This window comes from Marinomonas sp. TW1 (genome assembly GCF_001625355.1).
Taxonomy (GTDB): Bacteria; Pseudomonadota; Gammaproteobacteria; order Pseudomonadales; family Marinomonadaceae; genus Marinomonas.
Map to the genome: position 1 here is coordinate 67,509 of NZ_JSEE01000016.1, position 22,823 is coordinate 90,331.

The 22,823-nt window shown below is 43.0% G+C and carries 22 protein-coding genes; 15 read left to right on the forward strand and 7 right to left on the reverse strand.

Annotation, left to right across the window (positions count from 1 at the left end; translation table 11 throughout):
* The first annotated feature begins 100 nt into the window (after window positions 1-100).
* The 8 genes from OA79_RS14865 to OA79_RS14900 all read left to right on the forward strand — a co-directional run bounded on the left by OA79_RS14865 (window position 101) and on the right by OA79_RS14900 (window position 11,350).
* Window positions 101-1,636 carry an ABC transporter substrate-binding protein gene (locus tag OA79_RS14865; RefSeq protein WP_063334020.1) on the forward strand — a complete coding sequence of 512 codons (1,536 nt, stop codon included), beginning with the start codon at window positions 101-103 and terminating at the stop codon, window positions 1,634-1,636.
* Complete coding sequence (locus OA79_RS14870) at window positions 1,636-2,568, forward strand: ABC transporter permease (protein ID WP_063334021.1); 933 nt, start codon at window positions 1,636-1,638, stop codon at window positions 2,566-2,568. Before OA79_RS14865 ends, OA79_RS14870 begins: the two co-directional genes overlap by 1 nt.
* Window positions 2,565-3,347 (forward strand): ABC transporter permease, encoded by a 783-nt coding sequence (locus OA79_RS14875; RefSeq protein WP_063334022.1) that lies wholly within the window; start codon window positions 2,565-2,567, stop codon window positions 3,345-3,347. The genes OA79_RS14870 and OA79_RS14875 overlap by 4 nt, the downstream gene beginning before the upstream one ends.
* The gene (locus OA79_RS14880) at window positions 3,344-4,729 is read left to right on the forward strand and encodes an ABC transporter ATP-binding protein (protein ID WP_063334023.1); all 1,386 of its coding nucleotides are present in this window, start codon (window positions 3,344-3,346) and stop codon (window positions 4,727-4,729) included. Before OA79_RS14875 ends, OA79_RS14880 begins: the two co-directional genes overlap by 4 nt.
* A 147-nt stretch (window positions 4,730-4,876) precedes the next feature.
* A complete protein-coding gene (locus OA79_RS14885; RefSeq protein WP_063334024.1) occupies window positions 4,877-5,128 on the forward strand; it encodes a hypothetical protein in 252 nt (83 codons plus the stop codon).
* 191 nt (window positions 5,129-5,319) lie between these two features.
* Entirely contained in the window at window positions 5,320-9,765 is a 4,446-nt protein-coding gene (locus OA79_RS14890) for a PAS domain S-box protein (RefSeq protein WP_063334025.1), read from the forward strand.
* Window positions 9,762-10,682 carry a GGDEF domain-containing response regulator gene (locus tag OA79_RS14895; RefSeq protein WP_063334026.1) on the forward strand — a complete coding sequence of 307 codons (921 nt, stop codon included), beginning with the start codon at window positions 9,762-9,764 and terminating at the stop codon, window positions 10,680-10,682. Before OA79_RS14890 ends, OA79_RS14895 begins: the two co-directional genes overlap by 4 nt.
* 56 nt (window positions 10,683-10,738) lie before the next feature.
* A complete protein-coding gene (locus OA79_RS14900; protein WP_063334027.1) occupies window positions 10,739-11,350 on the forward strand; it encodes a MarC family protein in 612 nt (203 codons plus the stop codon).
* Window positions 11,351-11,395: 45 nt separating this feature from the next.
* Here OA79_RS14900 and OA79_RS14905 read toward each other — a convergent pair whose 3' ends face one another.
* On the reverse strand, window positions 11,396-11,884 hold the full coding sequence (locus OA79_RS14905) for a putative 4-hydroxy-4-methyl-2-oxoglutarate aldolase (RefSeq protein ID WP_063334028.1): 489 nt from the start codon (window positions 11,882-11,884) through the stop codon (window positions 11,396-11,398).
* A 114-nt stretch (window positions 11,885-11,998) separates the two neighbouring features.
* The gene (locus OA79_RS14910; protein WP_063334029.1) at window positions 11,999-12,511 is read right to left on the reverse strand and encodes a hypothetical protein; all 513 of its coding nucleotides are present in this window, start codon (window positions 12,509-12,511) and stop codon (window positions 11,999-12,001) included.
* 35 nt (window positions 12,512-12,546) lie between these two features.
* On the opposite strand from OA79_RS14910, the gene OA79_RS14915 reads away from it, so the two are divergent.
* Together OA79_RS14915 and efpL are read left to right on the forward strand one after the other, a co-directional pair.
* Entirely contained in the window at window positions 12,547-13,695 is a 1,149-nt protein-coding gene (locus OA79_RS14915; protein ID WP_082825492.1) for a M14 family metallopeptidase, read from the forward strand.
* Between the two features lie 35 nt (window positions 13,696-13,730).
* Window positions 13,731-14,303, forward strand: a complete 573-nt coding sequence (efpL, locus tag OA79_RS14920) for an elongation factor P-like protein EfpL (protein ID WP_063334030.1) — start codon at window positions 13,731-13,733, stop codon at window positions 14,301-14,303.
* Window positions 14,304-14,455: 152 nt separating this feature from the next.
* Here the strand turns inward: efpL and trmJ are convergent, their stop codons facing one another.
* From trmJ to OA79_RS14935, 3 genes are all read right to left on the reverse strand, one after another.
* Window positions 14,456-15,250: a tRNA (cytosine(32)/uridine(32)-2'-O)-methyltransferase TrmJ gene (gene trmJ, locus OA79_RS14925; RefSeq protein WP_063334031.1), complete on the reverse strand. Its 795-nt coding sequence runs from the start codon at window positions 15,248-15,250 to the stop codon at window positions 14,456-14,458.
* A gap of 38 nt (window positions 15,251-15,288) precedes the next feature.
* On the reverse strand, window positions 15,289-16,581 hold the full coding sequence (locus OA79_RS14930) for a J domain-containing protein (protein ID WP_063334032.1): 1,293 nt from the start codon (window positions 16,579-16,581) through the stop codon (window positions 15,289-15,291).
* Window positions 16,582-16,650: 69 nt separating this feature from the next.
* Entirely contained in the window at window positions 16,651-19,122 is a 2,472-nt protein-coding gene (locus tag OA79_RS14935) for an EAL domain-containing protein (RefSeq protein ID WP_063334033.1), read from the reverse strand.
* 114 nt (window positions 19,123-19,236) lie between these two features.
* Here OA79_RS14935 and moaC point away from each other — a divergent pair, with 114 nt between their 5' ends.
* From moaC to OA79_RS14950, 3 genes are read left to right on the forward strand one after another with little or no spacing between them, the layout of a single operon-like run.
* On the forward strand, window positions 19,237-19,725 hold the full coding sequence (gene moaC / locus OA79_RS14940; RefSeq protein ID WP_063334034.1) for a cyclic pyranopterin monophosphate synthase MoaC: 489 nt from the start codon (window positions 19,237-19,239) through the stop codon (window positions 19,723-19,725).
* Complete coding sequence (locus tag OA79_RS14945) at window positions 19,712-19,966, forward strand: MoaD/ThiS family protein (RefSeq protein ID WP_063334035.1); 255 nt, start codon at window positions 19,712-19,714, stop codon at window positions 19,964-19,966. The genes moaC and OA79_RS14945 overlap by 14 nt, the downstream gene beginning before the upstream one ends.
* Window positions 19,967-20,413, forward strand: a complete 447-nt coding sequence (locus OA79_RS14950; RefSeq protein WP_063334036.1) for a molybdenum cofactor biosynthesis protein MoaE — start codon at window positions 19,967-19,969, stop codon at window positions 20,411-20,413. It begins immediately after the preceding gene.
* 20 nt (window positions 20,414-20,433) lie between these two features.
* Here OA79_RS14950 and OA79_RS14955 read toward each other — a convergent pair whose 3' ends face one another.
* The gene (locus OA79_RS14955; RefSeq protein WP_063334037.1) at window positions 20,434-21,681 is read right to left on the reverse strand and encodes a tyrosine-type recombinase/integrase; all 1,248 of its coding nucleotides are present in this window, start codon (window positions 21,679-21,681) and stop codon (window positions 20,434-20,436) included.
* A 377-nt stretch (window positions 21,682-22,058) separates the two neighbouring features.
* On the opposite strand from OA79_RS14955, the gene OA79_RS14960 reads away from it, so the two are divergent.
* Window positions 22,059-22,337 carry a hypothetical protein gene (locus OA79_RS14960; protein ID WP_063334038.1) on the forward strand — a complete coding sequence of 93 codons (279 nt, stop codon included), beginning with the start codon at window positions 22,059-22,061 and terminating at the stop codon, window positions 22,335-22,337.
* A 58-nt stretch (window positions 22,338-22,395) separates the two neighbouring features.
* Window positions 22,396-22,668 (forward strand): hypothetical protein, encoded by a 273-nt coding sequence (locus OA79_RS14965; protein ID WP_063334039.1) that lies wholly within the window; start codon window positions 22,396-22,398, stop codon window positions 22,666-22,668.
* 68 nt (window positions 22,669-22,736) lie between these two features.
* Here the strand turns inward: OA79_RS14965 and OA79_RS18115 are convergent.
* Window positions 22,737-22,823 (reverse strand): IS3 family transposase (locus OA79_RS18115; RefSeq protein WP_156486281.1); only part of this gene is annotated, 87 nt, incomplete at its 5' end.

A 22,823-nucleotide genomic window follows, 5' to 3' on the forward strand; every position in this document is an offset into this window, starting at 1 on the left:
TCATTTGATTCAACCTAATATTCATTCTGAATAAGTGTGATTCTCATAAAATATGTTATATCATAACTTTTCTTTCTTTATTGAATAGGAAATCATTTCCGTGACAAGGCTATTTATTGTATTAATCAGTGTTTTGGGTGTGGCGTTTAGTGGCCAAAGTATGGCTAAACCTACTCCAGAAAATACTCTTTCTGTTAGTGCGGCTTTCGAGTTCACTAGTTTAGACCCCTCTAAAAACGGTTATATTTTTAGCCGTATGCAAATTATTGAAACCTTATTAGATGTTGATGCAAACGGTGTATTAATACCTGCATTGGCCAGTCATTGGTCTGTGAGTAAAGATGCGAAAACTTGGACTTTTGATATTCGCCAAGGTGTTCATTTTCATGATGGTTCTTTGCTCGATGCCGCTGCGGTTGTAAACAGTCTAAACATTGCTTTGCAAAAACACGGTGCGTTGCGAAAAGCGCCGATTGAACAGATCGCTGCATTGGGCGAGCATCAAGTCGTTATTCAACTATCAAGTCCATACGTTGTCTTAGGGGCGGTGCTAGCCAATTATGCAAATGCCATTTTATCCCCTAGTGCTTATGCGCAAGACGGTGAAGTATTGGCTCTGTCTTCAACAGGGCCGTATCAGTTGTATCAATTTTCGCCACCGCACAAATTAGTGGTTGAAAAGTTTGATGACTACTGGGGCAAAAAAGCGAGCATCCCTTATGCCAGTTATTTGACAGGGCACCGTGCGGAAAGTCGTGTTTTACAAGCTCGCAGTGGCCAAGCGGACATTGTGTTTGGTTTGGACCCAGCTAGCCTGCCAATTTTGAAACGTCTACCAAACCTGACGTTGCACTCAAATGCGATCCCTCGAACCATTGTGATCAAATTAAACAGCGAATACGCTTTTTTAAAGGATATTCGTGCTCGTCAAGCCTTGAGTGACGCCATTAATCGCGTTGGTATTGCCCGTGGCGTACTGCGGACACCAGGTGCGGAAGCGGAACAAATTATGCCGGCGTCTATGTCGAATTGGCATCTAGATGTTCCGAATAAGGTTTCTGACGGTAAGGCCAAAGCCGAAGCGTTGTTGGCGGAACTGGGTTGGCAGAAAAATGCGGATGGGTACCTAGAGAAGCAAGGTGAGATCTTCACGGTACGGTTAATTACTTACGCAGATCGTCCGGAATTGACGACTGTGGCAACGGCGATTCAGGCACAATGGGAAGCCATTGGCGTGAAAACAAAAGTGGATGTCACGAACTCCAGTGCGATTCCAATGGGTCACCAAGATGGATCTTTGCAAGCCGCATTGATTGCACGAAATTATGGCTTTATTGCGAATCCGTTAGCGGTTTTATTGGCGGACTATGGTCAAAATGGTGGCGGTGAATGGGGCGCGATGAATTGGCACAATGACGCAGTTAGCGCTTTGTTGTCAGAACTTGAGCAGACCACGGACACTCAGGTATTCCGTCAAAAAGCTCAGCAAGTAGCGCAGTTTATTTATAATGAACGTCCTGTTATTCCTGTCACTTCATATGTTCAACAAACGTCGGTAAGTAATCGTGTTAAAGGCTTCCGCTTTGATCCGTTTGAACGTCGCTTTTTATTGAATGAAATGGAGTTTATTCGTTAATGAAGGCATTGCTTTTGAAACGGCTGCTGCAGCTGATTACTGTGGTATGGGGGGTTGGCACATTAACCTTTGTGTTGATGCGCTCTTTACCTGGTGACATGGCGTATCGTATTGCTGCCAGTCGTTATGGACAAGACAATGTCAACTCAGATGCTGCGGCTTTAGTGCGTGAAGAGTTAGGGTTAAATCAGCACCCGCTAGAGGCATATTGGCACTGGTTGACAGATTTGTTGCAGTTTAATTTGGGCAACTCAATGGTGAGTGGTTTACCCGTTATTGAGTCAGTGCAGCATATGTTGGGTCATTCTATGTTGTTGGCGTTTGCGGGTTTAATGGTGTCGATTCTCATCGCCATTCCATTAGGCTTGTTGTCTGCTTGGCGAGGCAATCCGTTGGATTCTGTTTTGATGGGCTTGTCGAGTGCCATTCGAGCCATGCCGGTGTTCGTGGTTGGGGTATTGTTTGTGCTCTTATTTGCTTTGCATCTGGGGTGGTTTCCGGTAGCAGGTTACGGCACCTTTGCGCATTTAGTCCTGCCAGCTGTGACGTTGGCGTTAAGTTTGGCGGCCGTATCAAATCGTGTCGTCCGTGATTCGGCAAAGCAGACATTTCGTGCGGCTTTTTATCAATTTTCGAAGGTGAAAGGCCTCACCGCATGGCAGACATTTCATCGTCATGGTGTGCGTAATATCGCTGTGCCGGTTGTGGCGTTCTTCGGTATTCAATTGGTTAGTATGATTGAAGGGATTGTGATGATTGAGTCCTTGTTTTCATGGCCCGGTATAGGTCATGGTTTGGCTCACGCTATTTTTGCTCGTGATATTCCGGTGATTCAAGGTGCGGCTCTGGCCATGGGCGTGGTCTTCGTGCTTTTGAATACGCTCGTAGACTTGTTGTGTTTATGGATAGATCCACGAGGAGTCGAGCAATGATATTACGAACATCTCAATGGCTTGGTTTGTCTTTGTTGCTTGGCTTACTGCTGTTTTCTTTATTGGGCATTACCTTGTCGCCTTACAGTATCTCTCAGCAGGACTTAAATGCCATCTTGGTTCCGCCCAATGCCGAGCATTGGTTAGGCACGGATCATTTTGGACGTAGCATGCTGTCGCGGATGGCACACGCAATTGGCTTGTCGTTTGCTCTCGGTATCTTATGTGTGGTGACATCGGCTTTTTTAGGGACGACTCTTGGCGTAATGGCTGTGTGGGCTGGCAAACGAGTTGATCAGGCTTTAGCGGTTGTCGTGAACATTTTATTGGCCTTACCAGGTTTGGTGATTGTGCTGCTATTTGCCGCGATTGCGCCGGGTTCATTTTGGGTTTTGTATATTGCCATTTCCCTTGTTCAGTGGGTGGAATATTTCCGCGTGACCCGTGCTATTACACAAGGAGTCATTCAGAGTCCTGCGCGCCAATCCTCTAATATGATGGGCTTTGGCACTTGGTACCAATTTAAACGTCACATCTGGCCTGCTATTGCGCCTTCGGTGTTTACGTTGGCGGCATTTGGTGGAGCGAATGCGATTCTTACCATGGCGTCATTAGGTTTTGTTTATGTTGGTATCCAGCCGCCTTTGGCGGAGCTTGGTTTGATGACAGTGGAATTGTTTCCTTTTTATAGTGAAGCGCCTTGGTTATTAGCCCAACCTCTGGTTGTCATCGCTTTGATGGTGTTTGGTTTTCATTTATTAGCAGGTAAACGCGCATGAGAGACATGTTAAAAATCACGGATCTGGCCGTTTACGTTGATGATGTCTGTTTGTTAGAGCCGATTTCTTTAAGCCTGAGAGAAGGAGAGCCGTTGACTATTTTAGGTCAAACCGGTTCTGGTAAAAGTCTTTTAGCGCAAGCCATTATAGGGCTATTGCCTGATGAATTACGTTTGGTAGGGCAGGTTGAAGTTTTGGGTAAGACTTTGTCACTTGAAGAACGACGTGCCTTGTGGGGACGTGAGATGGTGATGTTACCCCAAGAGCCTTGGCATGCACTTGATCCTTTAATGAAAGGACAAGAGCAAGTAAAAGAAGTCTATCAATTGGTTCAGGGCGAAGACAAAACGACTGCAGAGCATAAAACTAGACTGGATTTGGCTCACGTTGGTCTAACGGAAAATGGTCATAAGCGTCCGGGTCAGTTGTCGGGTGGAATGGCGCAACGTTTAGCCATTACGGCCGCCACGGCGGCAGGGGCGAATCTGATTTTAGCGGATGAGCCAACGAAGGGGCTCGATGTCACTCGCCGTGATGACATTGTGCGTTTGCTCCAAGCGCGGGCAGAAGGTGGCAGCCTGTTAACCATCACCCATGATGTGGCGATCGCTCGTCAATTGGCTGGGCGTTTGATGGTCATTAAAGGCGGTGCTTTAGTGGAAGAGGGCGAGGCTAAACAAATTTTGAACCAGCCAACGGATGATTATACCAAAGCGCTGATTGCTGCTGAGCCAAAACAATGGCCAGAGCCTAAATTGGCGGAAGTTGGTAACACCTTAGTGTTAGAGGCTGACACGGTGGCGATTGAGCGGGGTGGCCGAACCTTGTTTAAAGACATTTCGTTTTCAGTGCATCAAGGGGAAGTCGTCGGTGTTGTGGGTGACAGTGGCTGTGGGAAATCATCCTTAGGCGATGCTTTATTAGGGTTGTTGCCATTACAGCAAGGCCAATTAAAACGATTGTCGAGCGCCTCAAAGCCTCACCAATGGTTAAAGCTGTATCAGGATCCACCTTCGGCTTTCACATCCAGTGTCAGTTTACAGCAATTGCTTGATGACTTGGTGCGGCTTCATAAGCTTGATCGATCCCGCATTGCGCCGCTGATGGCAAGATTAAGTTTGCCTGAAGGGATACTCGAACGTAATTGTTTGTCTGTATCGGGCGGTGAACTGCAGCGTTTTGCCATTTTGAGAGCCCTATTATTAGATCCGGTGTTTTTGTTTGCAGATGAGCCAACCTCTCGACTGGATCCTATTACAGCTCAAGAAGTGACTGAATTGTTGGTTGAGTTGGCAAGGGAAACAGGTTGCGCTGTCTTATTGGTCAGTCATGACCCTGATTTAGTCAGCAAGACGTGTGATCAAGTGATTAGGTTAAGCTAAAGCTTAATAATGAGTGAGCAAAAAAAACGCCCGAATAGAAATTCGGGCGTTTTTATTCATACCTAAGAAAATTCTTTGCTGGCTTTATATTTACGCCTTCCTGTGGTCTAATTTTTTGCTGAAAAATTGATTCTTTAGGATGCAAGCATGTCATTAAAAAAAGTGATTCTTTTACCCATTTTTACAGGTCTTCTGGGACTGTCTTCAACAAGCTTGTTTGCTTTTGATGACTATTGCACACCAAAATTAAATAAGTACCTTGAAAATGTACAAAAAACAGTAGATTCAAAGTACATCTCTAGCCGCCAAAAAGACGTCGCACAAAAAATTTTAGATAAGGTCAAAAACAGTCGTAATGACACAAAAGATTGTGTGTTAATTGATAAGTTACTGCCTTAATATTTCGCCTGTTTTCATTGCAATGATAGAGCGATTGAAACGAATAGGTCATGGTTTGATTTTCATATACAGCATTGTCTTTTAAACTAAAATTCTTGCTCAGCCATAACAAAGTTATAAATTTCTGTTATGTTTATCAGTGCTTGTTTCAGAAAGTACTTTGTTTAGACTCGTTGTAATGGAGAAGGTAAATGTCAAAAATAGAGGCGACATTAAAAGTAGTCCAGGGATTAATGGGGGCTTCTTATGTGGCTTTGGTGTATCGACATGGAGAAACCATTTCAGTCGGCACTCTAGATAATGTCATCTATCCCGACGATTTAGCCATCAATATGGCTATGCAAGGCGCGTGTCGCTATGCCGACGTCAGTGTCGTTAATGATCTGACGCCTATCTTGAACGATGTGTCTAATCTGAGCTTTTGTTTTGTTGAACCTGTTAGACAGATTGAGGCCAGCTTGGTTTGTCTCGGTCACCATGCATATTCTAAAACAACGGAGCAGACGGAAACGGATATGGCGTCTGTCATAAGCTTACTATCTGTCATTGGACAAGATGATGAGACGCAAGTAAGTCGGCAAGATTTGCTTAATTTACATGACAATATTCCAGCGTATGTCGCCTTAGTAGATCGAGATCTTAGATACGAGTTTGTAAATGATACTTATGAGCGACGCTTTTCTCTCACTCGACACGAGATTGTTGGGAAATCGATTAGAGAACTGATTCCAGCTGAGTTTTATACCCAAATAGAAGGCAAACTCAAAGAAGCGTTGCAGGGTGCTTCCGTACAGTATAATTATCAGGTGACGGTGGGTGAGGGGCAAGAAATACGTTTTCTAAAGTCGTCTTATGTGCCGAGATTTGAAGCTGGTGAAGTCACTGGATTGTACTTATGCATGCAAGATATTACGTCACAACGACGTATGATTAATACCTTAAAATCTCTTCATGCGGTGACGGCAGATAATGCTTTGCCTTTAGAAGAGAAACTGGAACGCATTTTAAACGTTGGTTGTCAGCAGTTTGCTTTACCCTTTGGGATTATAAGCCAGATCGAAGGGTCAAACTATGAAATAAAGTATGCCGTGACGCCGAATGGTGAAGTGGAAGTCGGTGCTCAGTTTCAAGTTGATAATACTTATTGTGTTCACACGCTACAAAATGATTTACCAACCTCCTATCACCATACTGCGATCAGTGACATTCAGAATCATCCTTGTTATCAGACGTTTGGCCTTGAGGCTTACATAGGCATTGTGATTTATGTTGGTGATCAGCGTTATGGTACTTTGAATTTTTCCAGTCCTCATCCTAAAAATGGTGCATTTGGTGAAGACGATTATGAACTGATCAAACTTTTTGCTCAGTGGGTAGGTAATGCCATTAGTCGTCATCAAGATGAATTGAATCTGCGCTTAGCAGAACATCAAAAGCACCTTATTTTAGAAGCCATTCACGAAGGCATTTTTGGTATTAGTCGCACCGGTGAAATCACGTTTGCCAATACGGCCTCTTGTCAGATTTTGGGTTATCAACTCAGCGATGTATTAGGTAAGAATGTATTAGGCCTATTGGGTAGCGCAGAGAAAAAGTATCAGTCTTGCCAGCCTGTGATTGAGTCGATAAGAACCACTTTAGAAACGGGTAAAAAAACCTATGCTAGGGCAGAGCTTTTGTCCCCGAATGGTCATGCTTTTGTGTGCGAATATTCTTGTATGGCCGTGCGTGACGAGCACAATGTGGTTACTGGCGCGGTGGTTTCCTTCCAAGATAGAACGGAACAGATTCGTGCAGAACAGGACTTGCGCGAACAGAAAAAAATGTTTGAATCACTCTTTGTTAATGCGCCTGAAGCCATTGTATTTGTTAATAAAGAGCGACAAATTAAAATGGCAAATTCAGCCTTTTGCGAACTGTTTGGTTATCAAGAAGCCGAATTGTTAGAGAAAACGACTGAACAACTTTATGCTGATGAGACCGATTTCATCCAAAAAGGGCAGGAGTATTACGGTGAAGAGCAAAAAGTACTAAACCGTTTTCATGTGTCGTATCGCAATAAGCAAGGCAATGTTTTTCATTCGGAAACGATTGGCAGCCGCATTGATGCTGAGGATGGTTCGCTGTTGGGTTACATTGCGCATGTTCGTGATGTCAGTGAACGATTGGCGGTCGAACAAAAGATGATCAACACCAATTTGCGTCTATCTATTGCTGCGGATGCTGCTGGTATCGGGGTATGGGAACTGGATCTTAAGGACCGAAGTTTACATTGGGACGATTGGATGTATCGTCTTTATGGAATGCCCAGTGACCATGATAACGCCCCTTTAAAGGTCTGGGAGGACTGTGTTCATCTAGAAGATAAGCTGAGACTAAAAGACACATTTGAACGGATTGAAAGTTTTGGTTTCACTGTACAGCCAGAAGAAGATGCGACGGCCATTTCAGAAGAGTTGGATTTTGATTTTCGTATTACGCGCTACGATGGACAAACTCGCTTCCTCAAATCGAATGCCGCTGTGGTGTTTGATGACAATGGTGTGGCGACAAGATTGGTTGGCGTTAATATGGACATTACATCGCGTAAAGAAACGGAAGAGTTGTTACGTTCAGCCAGTGAGCAAGCGGTTGCCGCGAGCAAAGCGAAAAGTGATTTCCTTGCTACCATGAGTCATGAAATCAGAACTCCATTAAATGGTGTGCTTGGTATGGCTGAGTTGCTGTCTGGTACCAAACTCGACAGAGAGCAAGGAGAGCAGTTAAGGGTATTACGAGATTCTGGTGAAAGTTTGCTGGAGCTGATTGATGGCATTCTTGATTTTTCTAAAATCGAAGCAGGCCATTTATCCATTGAAAGGGTTGATTTCGATTTAGAAAAAGCCATTTTTGATGTTGTGCGCCTGTTGATGATTAAGGCCGAAGAAAAAGGCATTGATCTATTAGTCGAATACGATGATTCATGCCCTCGTTACTTAGTCGGTGATGTCTTTAGAATCAAACAAGTGATCACAAACCTTGTCAGTAATGCCATTAAATTCACCCATGTTGGTCATGTTTTAGTGTCCGTCAAAGGTCAGGCGGATCATCAAGGGCAAGTGGCGCTGACGATACATGTTCAAGATACTGGCGTCGGTATTGCTAGTGATGTGCAGCCACATTTGTTTAGTGCGTTTGTTCAAGCCGATAGTTCAACCACGAGGAAGTTTGGCGGTACAGGCCTAGGTTTGGCCATTACCAAACAATTAGTTAGCTTAATGAATGGGCAGGTTGCCTTAGAAAGTGAGCTCAATGAAGGAGCATGTTTCAGTGTCTCTTTAACGCTCGCGGAAAGTCATGCGAAGCCAAGAATAGAAACAATCGCCGATGAAGCGTTATTGATCGGTAAAAAAACCATTGTCATTGATGATAATGAAACCAACCTGACCATTTTAAAGAATCAGTTGGCATCTTCTGGTATAACCGCTGATACAGAATCACAACCACGCAAAGGCTTGTCTCGTATCCGCTGGGCTTATGAGAATCAACAGCCGTACGACATTATTGTGTTGGATTACATGATGCCAGAACTGGATGGTTTGATGCTATCTAGGAAGATACGAGAATTTTGTGGCTCATTATATCAACCAACCATCTTAATTACTTCCTCGGCGGGGTTGTTGTCTCATCAAGAATTAACGGATGCAGGAATCAATTTGTGTATCGCAAAACCCATGGGGGCGTTAAGTTTGAAGAAAGGCTTAGCGTATTGTGTATCAAAAGATGTCTTAGCCTATCAAGTCTCGACGGATGACCCTGATAATTCTGTTCAAAACGGTAATGACAAAACCCAGGGTAAAGAAGGTGATAATCGCGGTCGAATTTTAGTCGTAGAAGACATGAAAGCAAACATGGCGGTTGCTCATGGCGTTTTATCTCGAATGGGATTTGACGTCATCGAGGCGACAAATGGTGAATTGGGGGTGAAAAGCTGGCAACAGCACCAACCTGATCTAATATTAATGGATCTACATATGCCAGTCATGGATGGTTTGACAGCAATGAGGCACATACGCCAAGCGGAAAAAATAGAACAGTTAAAGCGCGTGCCCATCTTTGCGTTAACCGCAGACATTATGCCGGAAACCTCTGCTGAGGTCTTTCGTGCTGGGGGCGATGGTGTTGTACCAAAGCCATTTAAACAAATGCATTTAACGCAAGTATTTGAAGAATGGTTACCCACTAAAAACAATCTTTCTTTATCAACGGAAGAGGTCATTCAACCTGCCGAAACGGAAGTAAACTCCGATGGTTCACGTTTTATTGATGTTTCTATTCTACAGGAATTAAAACAGGCATTAGGAGATGATGTGCATTTATTGGTGAATGCTTTTTACGCCGACGTGGATCAGATCATGGAGGGGTTTGCTAAAATCGTATATCCTGAGAATGAGTTTGAAAATATCACTCATTTGTCTCATAGTCTTAAGTCAGTCAGTCAAAATGTTGGCGCTATGTCTTTGTCTGAAATAGCAGCTAAGTTAGAGGTTGAAAGTCGATTAGGGCAGCTCGTTAATTTTGATCAAGACGTTAAAAATATGATGATCACTTATCAAAAAGTGAAAAACGAATTACCACGAGTCATGGCGAATTTATGAAAGTATTGATTGCTGACGACACGAATACCGATCGCTTATTGCTTAAATTACATCTTGCAAAACTTGGCTGTCAGGTCATCGAAGCCAAAAATGGGCAAGAGGCAGTGTCTCAGTATTTAGCCCATTTAGATGAAATAGATTTGATTTTGATTGATGTGCAAATGCCTGCCTTAAATGGTTTTGATGCCGTTAAGGCGATTCGAGAAATACAACAACAAAATCAACAAGAGTGGTTTCCAGTTATCTTTCTAAGTGCCAGTGGTAATGAAACGGACGTTGAAAACGGCATTATGGCAGGGGGAGATGATTATCTGATCAAACCCATTAGCCAAAAAATACTGGCGGCAAAGATGCATGCGATGAAACGCATTTCAGACATGCGGAGTCGTTTAGTTGAGTCAAACAAGATGTTGGAAAGTTTGGCGTCTACGGATTATCTCACAGGCATCGCCAATCGACGCTTTTTTGAAGTGAGTTTGGGCAATGAGCTAAGCACTTATACTGCTGAAAGCAGCAGTTGTATGGCTTGCGGTATTTTGGATCTAGACAAGTTCAAAAATATTAATGACAGCTTTGGGCATGACATAGGTGATAAAGTCTTAATTGATGTATCAAATTTGATTCAACAGCATATGACAGAAAAGGACTTGTTTGGTCGCTTAGGTGGGGAAGAGTTTGGTTTGTTACTGATGTCAGAGAGTCGAGAGGGATTGATAGAAAGGTTCGAAGAGATTCGTCAATTGATCGAAAACTATCAATTTAAGGTCAAGGAACAGCTAATTGACATCACTACCAGCATTGGGGTTGTCGCGGTTTCAGATGACTGTAAGACTCGAAATCAGCTTTTAAAGCGGGCAGATGAATTGTTATACGAAGCCAAAAGCTCGGGTCGGAATCGAGTCTGTTTTGATGTGTAGACCCTGACTCGTATTTTGATTAAAATGCGGGCGATTTTTACCTGTTTGAGTAGTTCATGAATATTGATTTTTCTATTTTATCGGCCACTTTGCTGTTTCTCTTCGTTATAGATCCGTTTGGTAATATTCCCATTTTGTTGTCTGCGATGAAGGGAGTGCCACAGAAACGCCAGTCTAAAATTGTGTTAAGAGATGGTTTGATTGGTCTGCTGATATTAGTCAGTTTCTTGTTTTTTGGTGCCGAGTTTCTGGCGTTACTTCATTTAGAAACCGAGTCTATTTCGATCGCTGGTGGCGTGGTGCTGTTTGTGATTGCATTGAAAATGATCTTTCCCAGCGTGATTCAGGCGGATAAACATCAGCCTATTGAACCTTTTATTGTGCCCATTTCAATTCCTATGTTGGCCGGGCCTTCGACGTTAGCAACCTTGTTGGTGATGGTGAAAAGTTACCCAGGGGATGAAATGGGCTTGCTGATTTCCGTCTTTGCAGCTTGGGGGATTTCTGTGGTGATTTTAGCGCTTGCCCCTTTGCTGAATCGCCTCTTAAAAGAAAAAGGCTTGGCCGCTCTGGAGCGTTTGATGGGCATGCTATTGCTGATGATGGCCGTACAAATGTTAGTGAATGGCGTGAGAAGTTTGTTTACTCACACCATGGCGTCTTTGTAGGTAGATTAGTCAGTTAAGTTGAGACGGCTTAACTGACCGCTCCCGCTACTCTGGCAGGGGGAGTGCTTGCTTGGAGACCAGCGTACCGTTTAAATCACAATAGATATAGTCACCTTCTGCTATTTGAATGCCAGCAAAAGACACCGTTTGACCGAGTTTCCCCAGGCCTTTTTTCTCTGTTGGTAAAGGGTGAGCGCACAGAGCGTGAATCCCTATGTCTAGTTCTGACTGAGCGTTTACGTCACGAATTGCACCGTGAATAACAAACCCTTCCCAGCCATTTTTTGACGCTTTCTCTGCTAGCATATCCCCTAATAGTGCTCGTCTTTTGCTCCCCCCACCATCGACGACCATGACTCTACCTTGGCCATTTTCATTGACCAATTCTCGTACTCGACTGTTGTCTTCAAAACACGATACGGTGACGGCTTGCCCATAAAAACAAGTGCGTTTCCCATAGGATTGAAAGACCGGTTCTGCAATTTGAATTTGTTCAGGGTATAGGTCGCACAGGTCAGGTAACAAGTCTTTCATCACGTCATCTCTTTTATGGTGAAGGGGTATCCATAGTTAAACTTTAAAATAGGAGGCATTTAGCGGCCAGTTTTACATCATCATGTTGAATATTGATCAACTTGATAGTCCTATTTATTCTTCGGTTATCAAATCACTAGGGTCAATCAAACCATGTTCCGCTGCGATTTGCAGCAGTTGAATAATTAGCTCATCCGGGGCCAGTAAATGCAAAGGAGTATGGCGACCTTGTTCTTCAAATGCCTCGCTTAAATTGACTCCTTGTTCTTCAAACCAATGGTGAATGCTTTGTACTTCAAAGCTTGGGTCCAAGCCTTTAATGTCGTATGTGGCATCCACTAATGTGGTCATCAATTCTGGGTCTAGGGCATAGATAACATCGGTATCAAATTCATTTGTCCATTCCGCTAAAATATCACTGCCTTCAAAACCAAATTCGTAAAGCTGTTGTTCATCTAAGTCGTGTGGATTTTGTTCAATGCTATGTTGCTCTAGCCATTCGTCATCTGGAATAACAAGTACTTCTTTTACTTGAGCCTCGTGGGTTGACCAAGTGAAAAGGAGTGGAAAAGCTGGGTCGTCAGAAGAGTTGGCGACAGCCGTGATGAATATAGGTAAACTTGCCATAATTTAGAACCAATGTTGCTTGTTAAGGAAGAAACATGACCAGCCGAATCAAGATCAGCAGTGCATTTGATGGTGGAAATATTTCCGTTGTTAATGCATTAGAGCCGGACAATATTAGAGTAAAGATCCCCCATGATACAAACTCTAAATTTTTGCAGTGGTTTTACTTTCGTCTTCAAGGTGGCATGGGCGAAGAATGCGTGATTCATTTCGACAATGCCAGTGAGGCGGCTTACCCTGATGGTTGGGTGGATTACCAAGCTGTAGCGTCTTATGACCGAGAAGAGTGGTTTCGTGTACCAACTGAGTATCTGGACGGCAAATTAGTCATTCGTCATCAACCAGAGCAGGATAGTATTTATTACGCTTATTTTGCTCCTTATAGTTACGAGCGCCATTTAGATATGATTGCATGGGCGGCAAGCCATGAGGATTGTATAACAGATCATTTAGGCGAAACCGCTGAAGGTCGCGATATTACTTTGCTCGAGGTCAGTAAAACGCAAGGTCTGGCGAAGAATATTTGGATCATAGCGCGACAGCATCCAGGCGAAACCATGGCAGAGTGGTTCGTAGAAGGCCTATTGGAACGACTGTTTGATGAATCTCATCCTGTGGCTCGCAGTCTGTTGCAAAACTGTCGCTTCTACGTAGTGCCTCATATGAATCCTGATGGCGCTGTGCATGGTAATTTACGGGTTAATTCAAAGGGGGTGAATTTGAATCGTGAATGGAAAAATCCAACCCAGGAGTTTAGTCCTGAAGTCTTAGCCGTACAGAAAAAAATGGCGGAAACAGGCGTGGATCTTTTCCTCGACATTCATGGTGATGAAGCCTTACCCGTTAATTTTGTCGATGGTTGTCAGGGAATCCCTTCTTTTGATGAACGAATGCAGGGTATGGAAACCTTATTTAAAGATGTGTTTAAGGTAGTTAGTCCAGATTTTCAGACCGACGTGGGTTATACGCCGGATCAGTTTGGTGAAGCGAATTTAACCGTTGCCACCAAATGGGTAGGTGAAACTTACCGTTGTTTGTCTTTTACATTGGAGATGCCATTTAAAGACAATCAGAATTTGCCTGATGAAGCCGTAGGGTGGTCGCCTGAACGTGCGAAGATATTGGGCGCAGATGTTCTTTATCCAATATACCAAGTGATCCAAAGTGCTTACATGAAGGCGTAAGCCATCATTGTTTAATTTTTATTAGGAAGATAAATATGCCTAAGGCTAGTGAGATTAAAAAAAATGCCGCCATTGAACTTGATGGCAAAACCTACATTATAAAAGACATTGAGCGCTCTGTTCCTCAAGGTCGTTCGGGTGGTAGTTTATATCGAATGCGTATGTACGATGTGGTTTCAGGCCGAAAATTGGACGAAACCTTTAAAGATACAGACATGATTAATATGGCAGATTTAATTCGTCGTCCAGCCGTTTTTTCTTATCTGGATGGTGAAGAATATGTCTTCATGGACAATGAAGACTATACACCTTATAACTTAAGCAAAGCCGCCATCGAAGAAGAAACATTATTCTTGAATGAAGAAACCAGTGGTATTCAAGTCGTTCTGGTGAATGATGTACCAGTGGCCTTGGATATGCCAACCAATGTTGAATTAGAAGTTATTGAGACGGATCCATCAATCAAAGGCGCGTCTGCGACTTCTCGAACCAAACCGGCGGTGTTATCAACTGGTGCTGTAATACAAGTGCCAGAACATATTTCAACAGGTGACCGTATTAAAGTGAATGTTGAAGAGCGTAAATTCGCTGGCCGCGCAGAAAAGTAATCTTGTGACGTGGTTCGTGAGGAATTTCTAAGAGTACGGAAATGTACTCGAAGAGAATCGTTACGAACTACAAAGAATAAACTTAAACGGTTGAAAGTGTAAAAAGCATTGCGATACGCAATGCTTTTTTGTATTTCAAGTGTATTGATCAATCAAGAAGAGCTGGAGTTTGATGAACCTTGGTCGTTCTCTGATTTAGATTGGTCAGTTTGTTGGTGATTATTGGCTTCCACTAAACCTGCTTCTCTTTGCACCGCAGCCAACACGCCACGCAAAATACCCAGTTCTTGTTTTTCAGGGCGTGAGCGATTAAAAAAACGATGTAATTTATCGAGCACTTTTCCTGGGTGATTGCGGACAATGAAATTGATGCCGTAAAGTGTTTCTTCAAGATGATCATAAAAAAGATCCATGTCCTTTTTATGTGGGTACGCAGGTGTTTCTTTCTGCATAAAATCTTTATTTTGATTGGCCATCCAAATTTCGTAAGCGACAATTTGTACGGCTTGAGAAATGTTCAACACAGGGTATTCATCGTTCGCATCAATATAAACTTGGCGATGGCACTGCGCAATTTCCTCGTTTAACAATCCAGTGGTTTCACGACCAAAGACAATGGCGACTTGATGAGTGGCCGCTTCAGGAATAACGCTTTCAGCACATTCACGAGCATTCATGATGGGTAATTGAAAGGTTCTATGGCGGGCACTGGTGCCAATAACCAAACTGCAATCCGCTATGGCTTCTTCAAGCGTAGGGACGATAGTGGCATTTTCGAGTAAGTCCACTGCACCCGCGGCGCGGCTAGTGGCTTCTTCAGAAGGGTAGTCATTCGGATCTACCAGATAAAGGTTGGTTAATCCCATGTTTTTCATTGCACGGGCAATAGCCCCTACATTACCTGGGTGAAAAGTATTGATTAAAACGATACGAATGTTGCTTAGCATGGATATGAATTACTCGATAAATTGGCTTTACAATGGGGTTATAAATTACTCAAGGTAAGGGTTTGTTCTGTGCTGGCAAAGTCCACTTTATCAAGGATAATGCGTTGTTTATCATTGAAGAGAAATTGCTGGCAGGCCTGATGATACAGGGATCCTGTTTCTAGCACCAATCGATATTGGCCTCTAGGAATGAAGTTGGCTGCAAAAGCTTGTTTTTTATTCAGATAGATCGAAAATGGCGGTTTGCCATCGAACGACTGAAAGGTTAATAAACTTTGTGTTGGCAGCTGATTTAAAATACGTAAGCGGCTATTGCCTTGGGCGGATCCTATGAGCTCACCGTGATCGGGGGCAATGCCAGGATAACCGAAACACCCCGTTTTTCTGGCATTACTGATACTGCCGAAGCCGCTAGATTGAGCGGGTAGCCAACCATTTTTATTTTGATAGCGAATGCTTAACCAATTACCTTGTTGCTTAAAGACCTGAATATCCACTTGAGCGGGTAAGTTTTCAAGCACTTTACTCGTGCGATCCGGTTCGGCAAAAAGTGAGCTTGCTTGTAAGGTGTGGTTAGTACCAATTCGAAACTGAGGGTATAAGCCGGCCACAAATGCTGGGGTTGGATTGTTCAGTTCCGATTCTGACGTTTGATTTTGCCAATATAACGTGGCGTAAATACCCGCGGCAAAACAGGCAATGTAAGTGGCTGCTCGAAAAGCCGCCTTGGCCGCATCTAGTTTCACCGCATAGATTTTGGGGCGCTCCACTGTCGATTGCGCTTCTACTTCATCGTCTATAAAGCTTTGATAAGGTGGGATGTCGTAATTTGTTTGCTGATTTGTTGACCCCTTATATCCTTCCGATGTGAAATTTTCTGATGCTTTGAAAGCTTCCTCATAAAGTGCTTTGATACGCTTCTCATTAAGCGTATTACGAGCCGATTTGATGGCGTCATTACGTGCTTTTTCTTGATGAGCATTATTGCGTTTCATTTCTTCATAAGCGCGTTGTCGCTCACGAATAAACGCTTCTTGTTCTTTATCGCTTGCGCTATCGGAATGGCGGTTTTGATGAAACCCAGCGTTCTGAAATGGATCTGCTTGGGTAAAGGAAAAAGGTTTCCAGTCAGCGGTTTGAGCACCTTGACGAATGGCGTTTTGGACATTTTCATAAGCCGCTTGTAAGCGCTGGAAATGTTCTGTGGTATCCGTCTCGGGGTTTTTGTCTGGGTGATACTTCCTCGCTAGACGTCTAAAAGCACTTTTGGCTTCTTGCTCACTTGCATTGGTCGGGATTTCCAGCAGCTGATAGTCGTCTATTAGGCTCATGATGTTCTATATAATGTGTCTTCAACTAGCGATGAGGTTCATTATGCCTGAATTCGAGAGAGGTACAAACTATTCACAAAAGCTGTCCTCCAGTAGCCTTAAATAGTCATCTGGTGTCATGGGTTTGTATAGGTAATAACCTTGCCCGATTTCACAGTGCCAGTCTTTGAGGGTTTGCAAAGTTTGTTGATCTTCAATGCCTTCTGCGACACTGGTAATGTTTAATTGTTGGCAAAGGCGAATCATATTTTGACAAAGGTATTGATTGGATTTTTGATTAAACAGACCCATGACAAAAAACTGATCTATTTTCAGTTCATTGGTTTTTAGTGCAACCAAATTCAGCATAGAACTGTAACCGATACCAAAGTCATCGATGGATAATTTAAAGCCTGCGGCATACAGTTCTTCAACATTATTCTTCACGATGTCGTTATTGTGAAACATGCTGGTTTCCGTAATTTCGATGGTAAATTGTTCTGGGATTAGCTGATGCACATTGATGCTGGTGATGACCTTTTGTGCAAAATGTGCCTGCAGTAAATCCAAGGCAGAAATGTTTAGAGACAAACTGCTTGTCTTGAGAATCGCTTGCTGCTGACCTGCCCAAGCAAACACTTTTTCAAACAACATTTCGGTTAATGGATAAATCAAACCGGCTTGTTCCGCTAATGGGACAAATTCGCCAGGTGAAACCGCTCCTAATTGTGTGTTGTGCCAGCGTAATAATACTTCTCCACCAATAATTTTATTGGTTCGTAAACAAACTTGAGGTTGGATGTGGTAATGAAGTTTGCCGTTGCGAATGTCTTCTCGTAATAGAGTGATAATCGTGAGTTGTTGTGCGTGATCACTTTTAAGTTCATCGGTGAAAGGAACCCAAGTATCGGAAGAGAAGTTAACCGAATTATGAGCAATAAGCGCATTTTGATAGAGCTTATCCAGGTTGTTGGCTTGGCTTGGGAAGAGGGCGCTGCCCATTTTGTATTGGTGACGGAATTGTATTTTGTTGAGTAATGTTGGGTGTTCCAACATTTGTTGAATTTTCTGGATTTGTGTTTTTAGTACATTTGGCGTGGTGCTGATAAAGGCCAAATTGTTCGCAGTCATTCTTATGAGTTTTTTATGGGTTTTGTTAGGCAAATGGAACGCCTGCAGTCCTTCAATGGTTTGCAGGTGCCGATGGATGTCTTGCATTAATTCGCACATCACGGCATCGGCTTTGGCGGGACCGAAAGCTTGACTTAGGGCATGATGATTAATGATGTCTATGATAACCAGAGCCATGGGATCTTGGTTTTTAATGTGTGACTGAAGCTGATTTGGTAACTCATCAAAATAAAATGAGCGATTGGGTAAACCAGTTGATTGGTCCGTTAACAGCTGTAATTGTCGGTTTCGTTCACTTTGCTTTGCTTTATCCGCTAGTGCAAAGGAAAAACCAAGCAATTGAATAATGCTAAAAGCAGGGAAAATAGCCTCAGTGAAATCGTTTATTGGAATCCATTTCCAGAACAATAAGGTGTTGATGAGACTGCCAAAGATCAGAAAGAACCATGAGAACAGATAAAACCTAACGGCCAGGAAGCCTCGTAAGAAAGCTTTGACACCCCAATAAGTACAGCTAATAAATAGAAACACCTCTATTCCGGCGAATAATATTGCGATGGTTTTGACTTGGAAAAAAACGATGCTCAGCAGAAAGAAAACAAATACCCAGTCACCATAACGCGCAATAAAGCTGTTAGGCGAAGGCACTTTTACTTCCCGAAGGAAATGCAAGCTAAAGCGGAATAGCAACCAAGTACCAACACCAAAAAGGAGGAAAATATTTGTCACTAACCACTGGCTGATGGTTTCATTAAACAGCCATCGACTAAAGCCAGTGATGATGGAAAGGGCAATAAATACGAGCGCATTTAAACCAAGGTAATAAATAAAACCGGCTTGTCTCAACATGGTGAAGAGTAAGGCATTGTGTGCCAATAAAATAACAAGGCAACTGATGATGGCGGTCCAGAATATCAGTTTTTGCTGTCGACTAAATTCCGCCTCGGTGCTATTAAGCACTCGCATTGGTGTCAGTAAGGGGATATTACCTGCTTTGCGAATGAGTAAATGGGTTTCATTAAAGGGTGATAAGGTGATCGGGATAAGAATGCCGTCATAAACCGCACTCAGCTTGTTCCAGTTCTGTAACGCGCCACGACTTAAATGCTCTACTAATTGAGTGTCATGGAAAACATAAAAATCCAATTCTTCAATGACGTAATAATCTAACTCCAAATAAAATGTCTGTTTCGAAAATGGGTAGGCCTTGGGAAACGTGATTTTGTGCCAATAGGCGTGGTTCGAGAAGTCTTGTGATTTCTCATACAAGTCTGTGCTGTAGTCTTGGTATAACGCTTCTTTTGGTGTTAAGGGTGTTTTTTCTGCAAAAGTTGGAAAGGCATTGGTGTCAGTTTGAATGTCATAGGACCAAGAGGCTGGTGAGGCGAGCAAGGCGATTAATAGGTAAAATAATTTTATACAAGAGTTCATTCCCCAAATGCCCCATCTCAATTTGAAACTTCTCCCAGTTTTGGCTTGCAATCCGTTCGGCTTTCTTAAAATATAGGTGAAATTTTCAATTATGTTGATTTGTTTAGGATATATATGAGTCACTCGTTAACGCATTTAGATCACTATGGACATGCTCACATGGTGGATGTTTCTGATAAATCCCCATCAAAACGCACAGCGACAGCACGTGGTGTGTTGACGATGAAACCAGACACCTTAACTAAAATATTGGCGGGTGGTTTGGCAAAAGGTGATGTTTTGGCAACAGCGAGAATCGCAGGTATTCAAGCTGCAAAGAAAACGTCAGACCTAATTCCTCTCTGTCATCCATTGATGCTAACCAAGGTCAGTGTAGAGATTGCGCAATTAAATGAACACCAATTAGAAGTACTTTGTACCTGTGCACTGTCCGGTAAAACGGGGGTGGAGATGGAAGCGTTAACCGGTGTCAGTGTAGCCGCGTTAACCTTATATGACATGTGTAAAGCGGTAGACAAAGGCATTGTTATTGAGAATGTGCAGTTGGTACAGAAAACAGGTGGCAAGAGTGGTGATTGGAGTGTCACAAATGAGTCGAATTAACGTGGTCTTTTTTGCTTCATTAAGAGAAAAACTGGCCATGGCGGAGTATCAACTTGAGGTTGAGTTGCCATTAAGTGTGGCGGATTTAAAACAAGCTTTAGCCAGAGAAATAGACACAGGGCATCATTTATTAGAGAAAACGGTGCATTCATCGGTGGATTTCGAATTCACTCGAGATCAGGACATGATACCGAGCTCAGCCCGTGAAGTCGCTTTTTTCCCAGCGGTCACCGGAGGCTAGATGATTCAGGTACAAGAGCAAGACTTCCACGTTCAAGAGCTATATCAGAGTTTATTGGAAGCGAACGTGACGGGCGCTGTGGCGATGTTTGTCGGTTTGGTTAGGCATTTTTCGGATTTGCCAGTCGAAGACTGTGGTTTTGAGTTAGAACATTATCCTGGCATGACAGAGCACAACCTAAAAAGTATTGTGAATGAAGCGAAAGAGAGGTGGCCTTTACTTGATGTCACCGTAGTACATAGGGTTGGCCGATTGTCCATTAATGACCAGATTGTGTTTGTAGGGGTGAGTGCAGCGCACCGAGCAGAAGCGTTTGCTGCCTGTGACTTTATTATGGATTATTTAAAGAGTCGGGCTGCTTTTTGGAAGAAAGAAACCCAAGGCGAGAATGGCCAGTGGGTTTCAGCCGTTGAAAAAGATGAGTTAAGTCTAAAACGTTGGTCTTAACGTTTTTACTCATACGCGTATTAGTGTGGTCGTAGGCTTTTTTTACGGCCGCTAGCATGACGTTCACGATACTCAGTATCAATGTACTTATCTGTGGTGGCCATACTCGCATGGCCTGCATCTTCTCTTACATGTTCTTTGGGTCTGATCTTCACATCTTCTGAGATACCGGTATGTCGAAGCCAGTGAACCGTGGCGACGCGTAAATCTTCAGCGTCTGTTTGCATACCGTCTTCACACATACGTAAGTAAGCTTGATCAAAACATGATTGAACAATGTTTCGGACTTGTCGCGTACTGGTCATTGCACCTTGACCGCGGTTTTTTGGAATCAAAGGTGTGTCTTCTGCGACCGTTGGCAGGCTGGGCAAGTCACGGAACTGGCGATAACGTATTAAGGCATTCAGCATTTCATCTGAAACCGCGACTAACCGCTCCTTATTTCCTTTAGACAAGACTTTAAACCACCAATGTCCATCTGAGTCTTTGGTAAAATCCCCCATAACTGGGGCCGAACGTTCATCGGCAACTAACTCTGAAATACGCAAATACATACCCAATAGCGCATTCATAATGAACAGGGTTCGTTCATGAGTAGCTGGGTCTTCATCTGCGAGCAATTCAGCAGTTTCAATGACATAGTCCCATTGCAAGTTCGAAATGCGTCGGACTTGTTTACGAGTGACTTCCTTTTTAACAAATTTACTTTTTTGTCGAATCAGGGCCACAGGGTTCTGCTGTACCGCGTCTTCTTGCATAAGAAACCCGAAATACGAGGATAAAATAGAAAAGGTGGCTCGAATGGCGGCTTGAGACAACGCATGGGTCTTGGTTTTTGGAGTGTCGCCGTTCTTAAAGGCTAATTTACTTACATGGGCAACGAAAGGTCGCCACGATTTGTTTGGTGTCCTTTGTCCCATATGCAATTTAAAGCGTGCGACATTTTTAGTGCCTATCCAGCTTTCTGGCGGTTCAATGCAAAAATGGATGAACTCTTCGATCTGCTCACGACGTAACTCGCTGGTAGGCGTCTTGGCCACATTCCACGACCAAAGTAGAAGACGTTCCACTTCACGTCGATAAGAATTAAAGGTCGCTTGTGATCCGTTGTAGCTATATATGAAACACAGAGCTAATTGTAAATCTCGGCGATATTCCGCTTTGTTTAGCTGTGAGACATTCTCTGTAAGCGATGATGCAATGGCTTCAAATTGCGTAAAAGGGTTGGGAAGATGCTCTAGGTTGTCAATGAGTGCTAACGGTGCCATGTGTTTTCTTCTGCTTCAGTTTTCTTATGTTAGTCGGGAAGGGCGTGTTCAGCTCATTGCCTTTAACCGCCGATATCATGTTTCAGCTATTCATACCTTCCTTAGGCATCTATTCTCGGGCAAGTTGATCCCCTTCACAAGTCTTATAAAAAAGTTCAATAAAATATGGGTTTGTTTTTTTATTCCTTATTTGCTGATTTAAAGAGTGTATTTATGTGAATTTTCTCCAATCTTGCGTTGTTTAGTTCGTATTTGGAAAAAGAATGGAAGCGAGGGTGAAAGGCTTTTTTATTGAACGAAAAGGACTACTATATATCTACCGAAGCGAAACAGCTTTATGAATACTAATTTAAATTAAATCCTTTTAGGAGATATATATGAAAACTTTAACTAAAGCCGCTCTAACTCTATTAACTGCTACTGCAATGACATCAGCATTTGCTGCTTCTGATGATAACTACTCAGACCGCATTCAAAGCACTAAAGCAGGTATCGAAGCTTTATCAAATACTTTGGAAAACATGGGTGCGACAGTGGATGCCAGTGTAGATTTAAACGGTGCGTATACTCCTAGCCAAAAAGAAGCTGTTTACGCTGAGAAATACTCTAATCTACAAGATCAATTTGATGCGCTTCACACTCAATCAGCTGAATAACATTTAACTGAACATTTACTCGTTATTAAATTAAATGAATTTTTAAAAGGACATTATTATGAAAAACCTAAGCAAAACAATTTTAGCACTAGTAACCGCTTCTGTATTCTCAACTGCAGCAATGGCATCCTCTGATGAAAACACTACTGATCGCCTAATGAGTGCTCGTGGTAGTGTTGAAGCACTTGCTACAACGCTTGAAAACATGGGTGCAAATGTTGATGCTAGCGTCGATTTGAATGGCGCTTACACACCGGCTCAAAAAACAGCTGTATATGAGCAGAAACACGATGAATTACAAGCTCAGTTTGATTCGCTACACGCTGAATAATAATGCAGCTTAATAAAAAAGCCAGATGTGAACTGACCCCATAAAGTTGGACTCTGTTCTAAGCGGCTTTACAAGGCCTGATTCCGATACGCTATCGGACTCAGGCCTTTTAGTTTCTGCTTAATTCGATCGTTGTTGTAATACTCGATGTATTC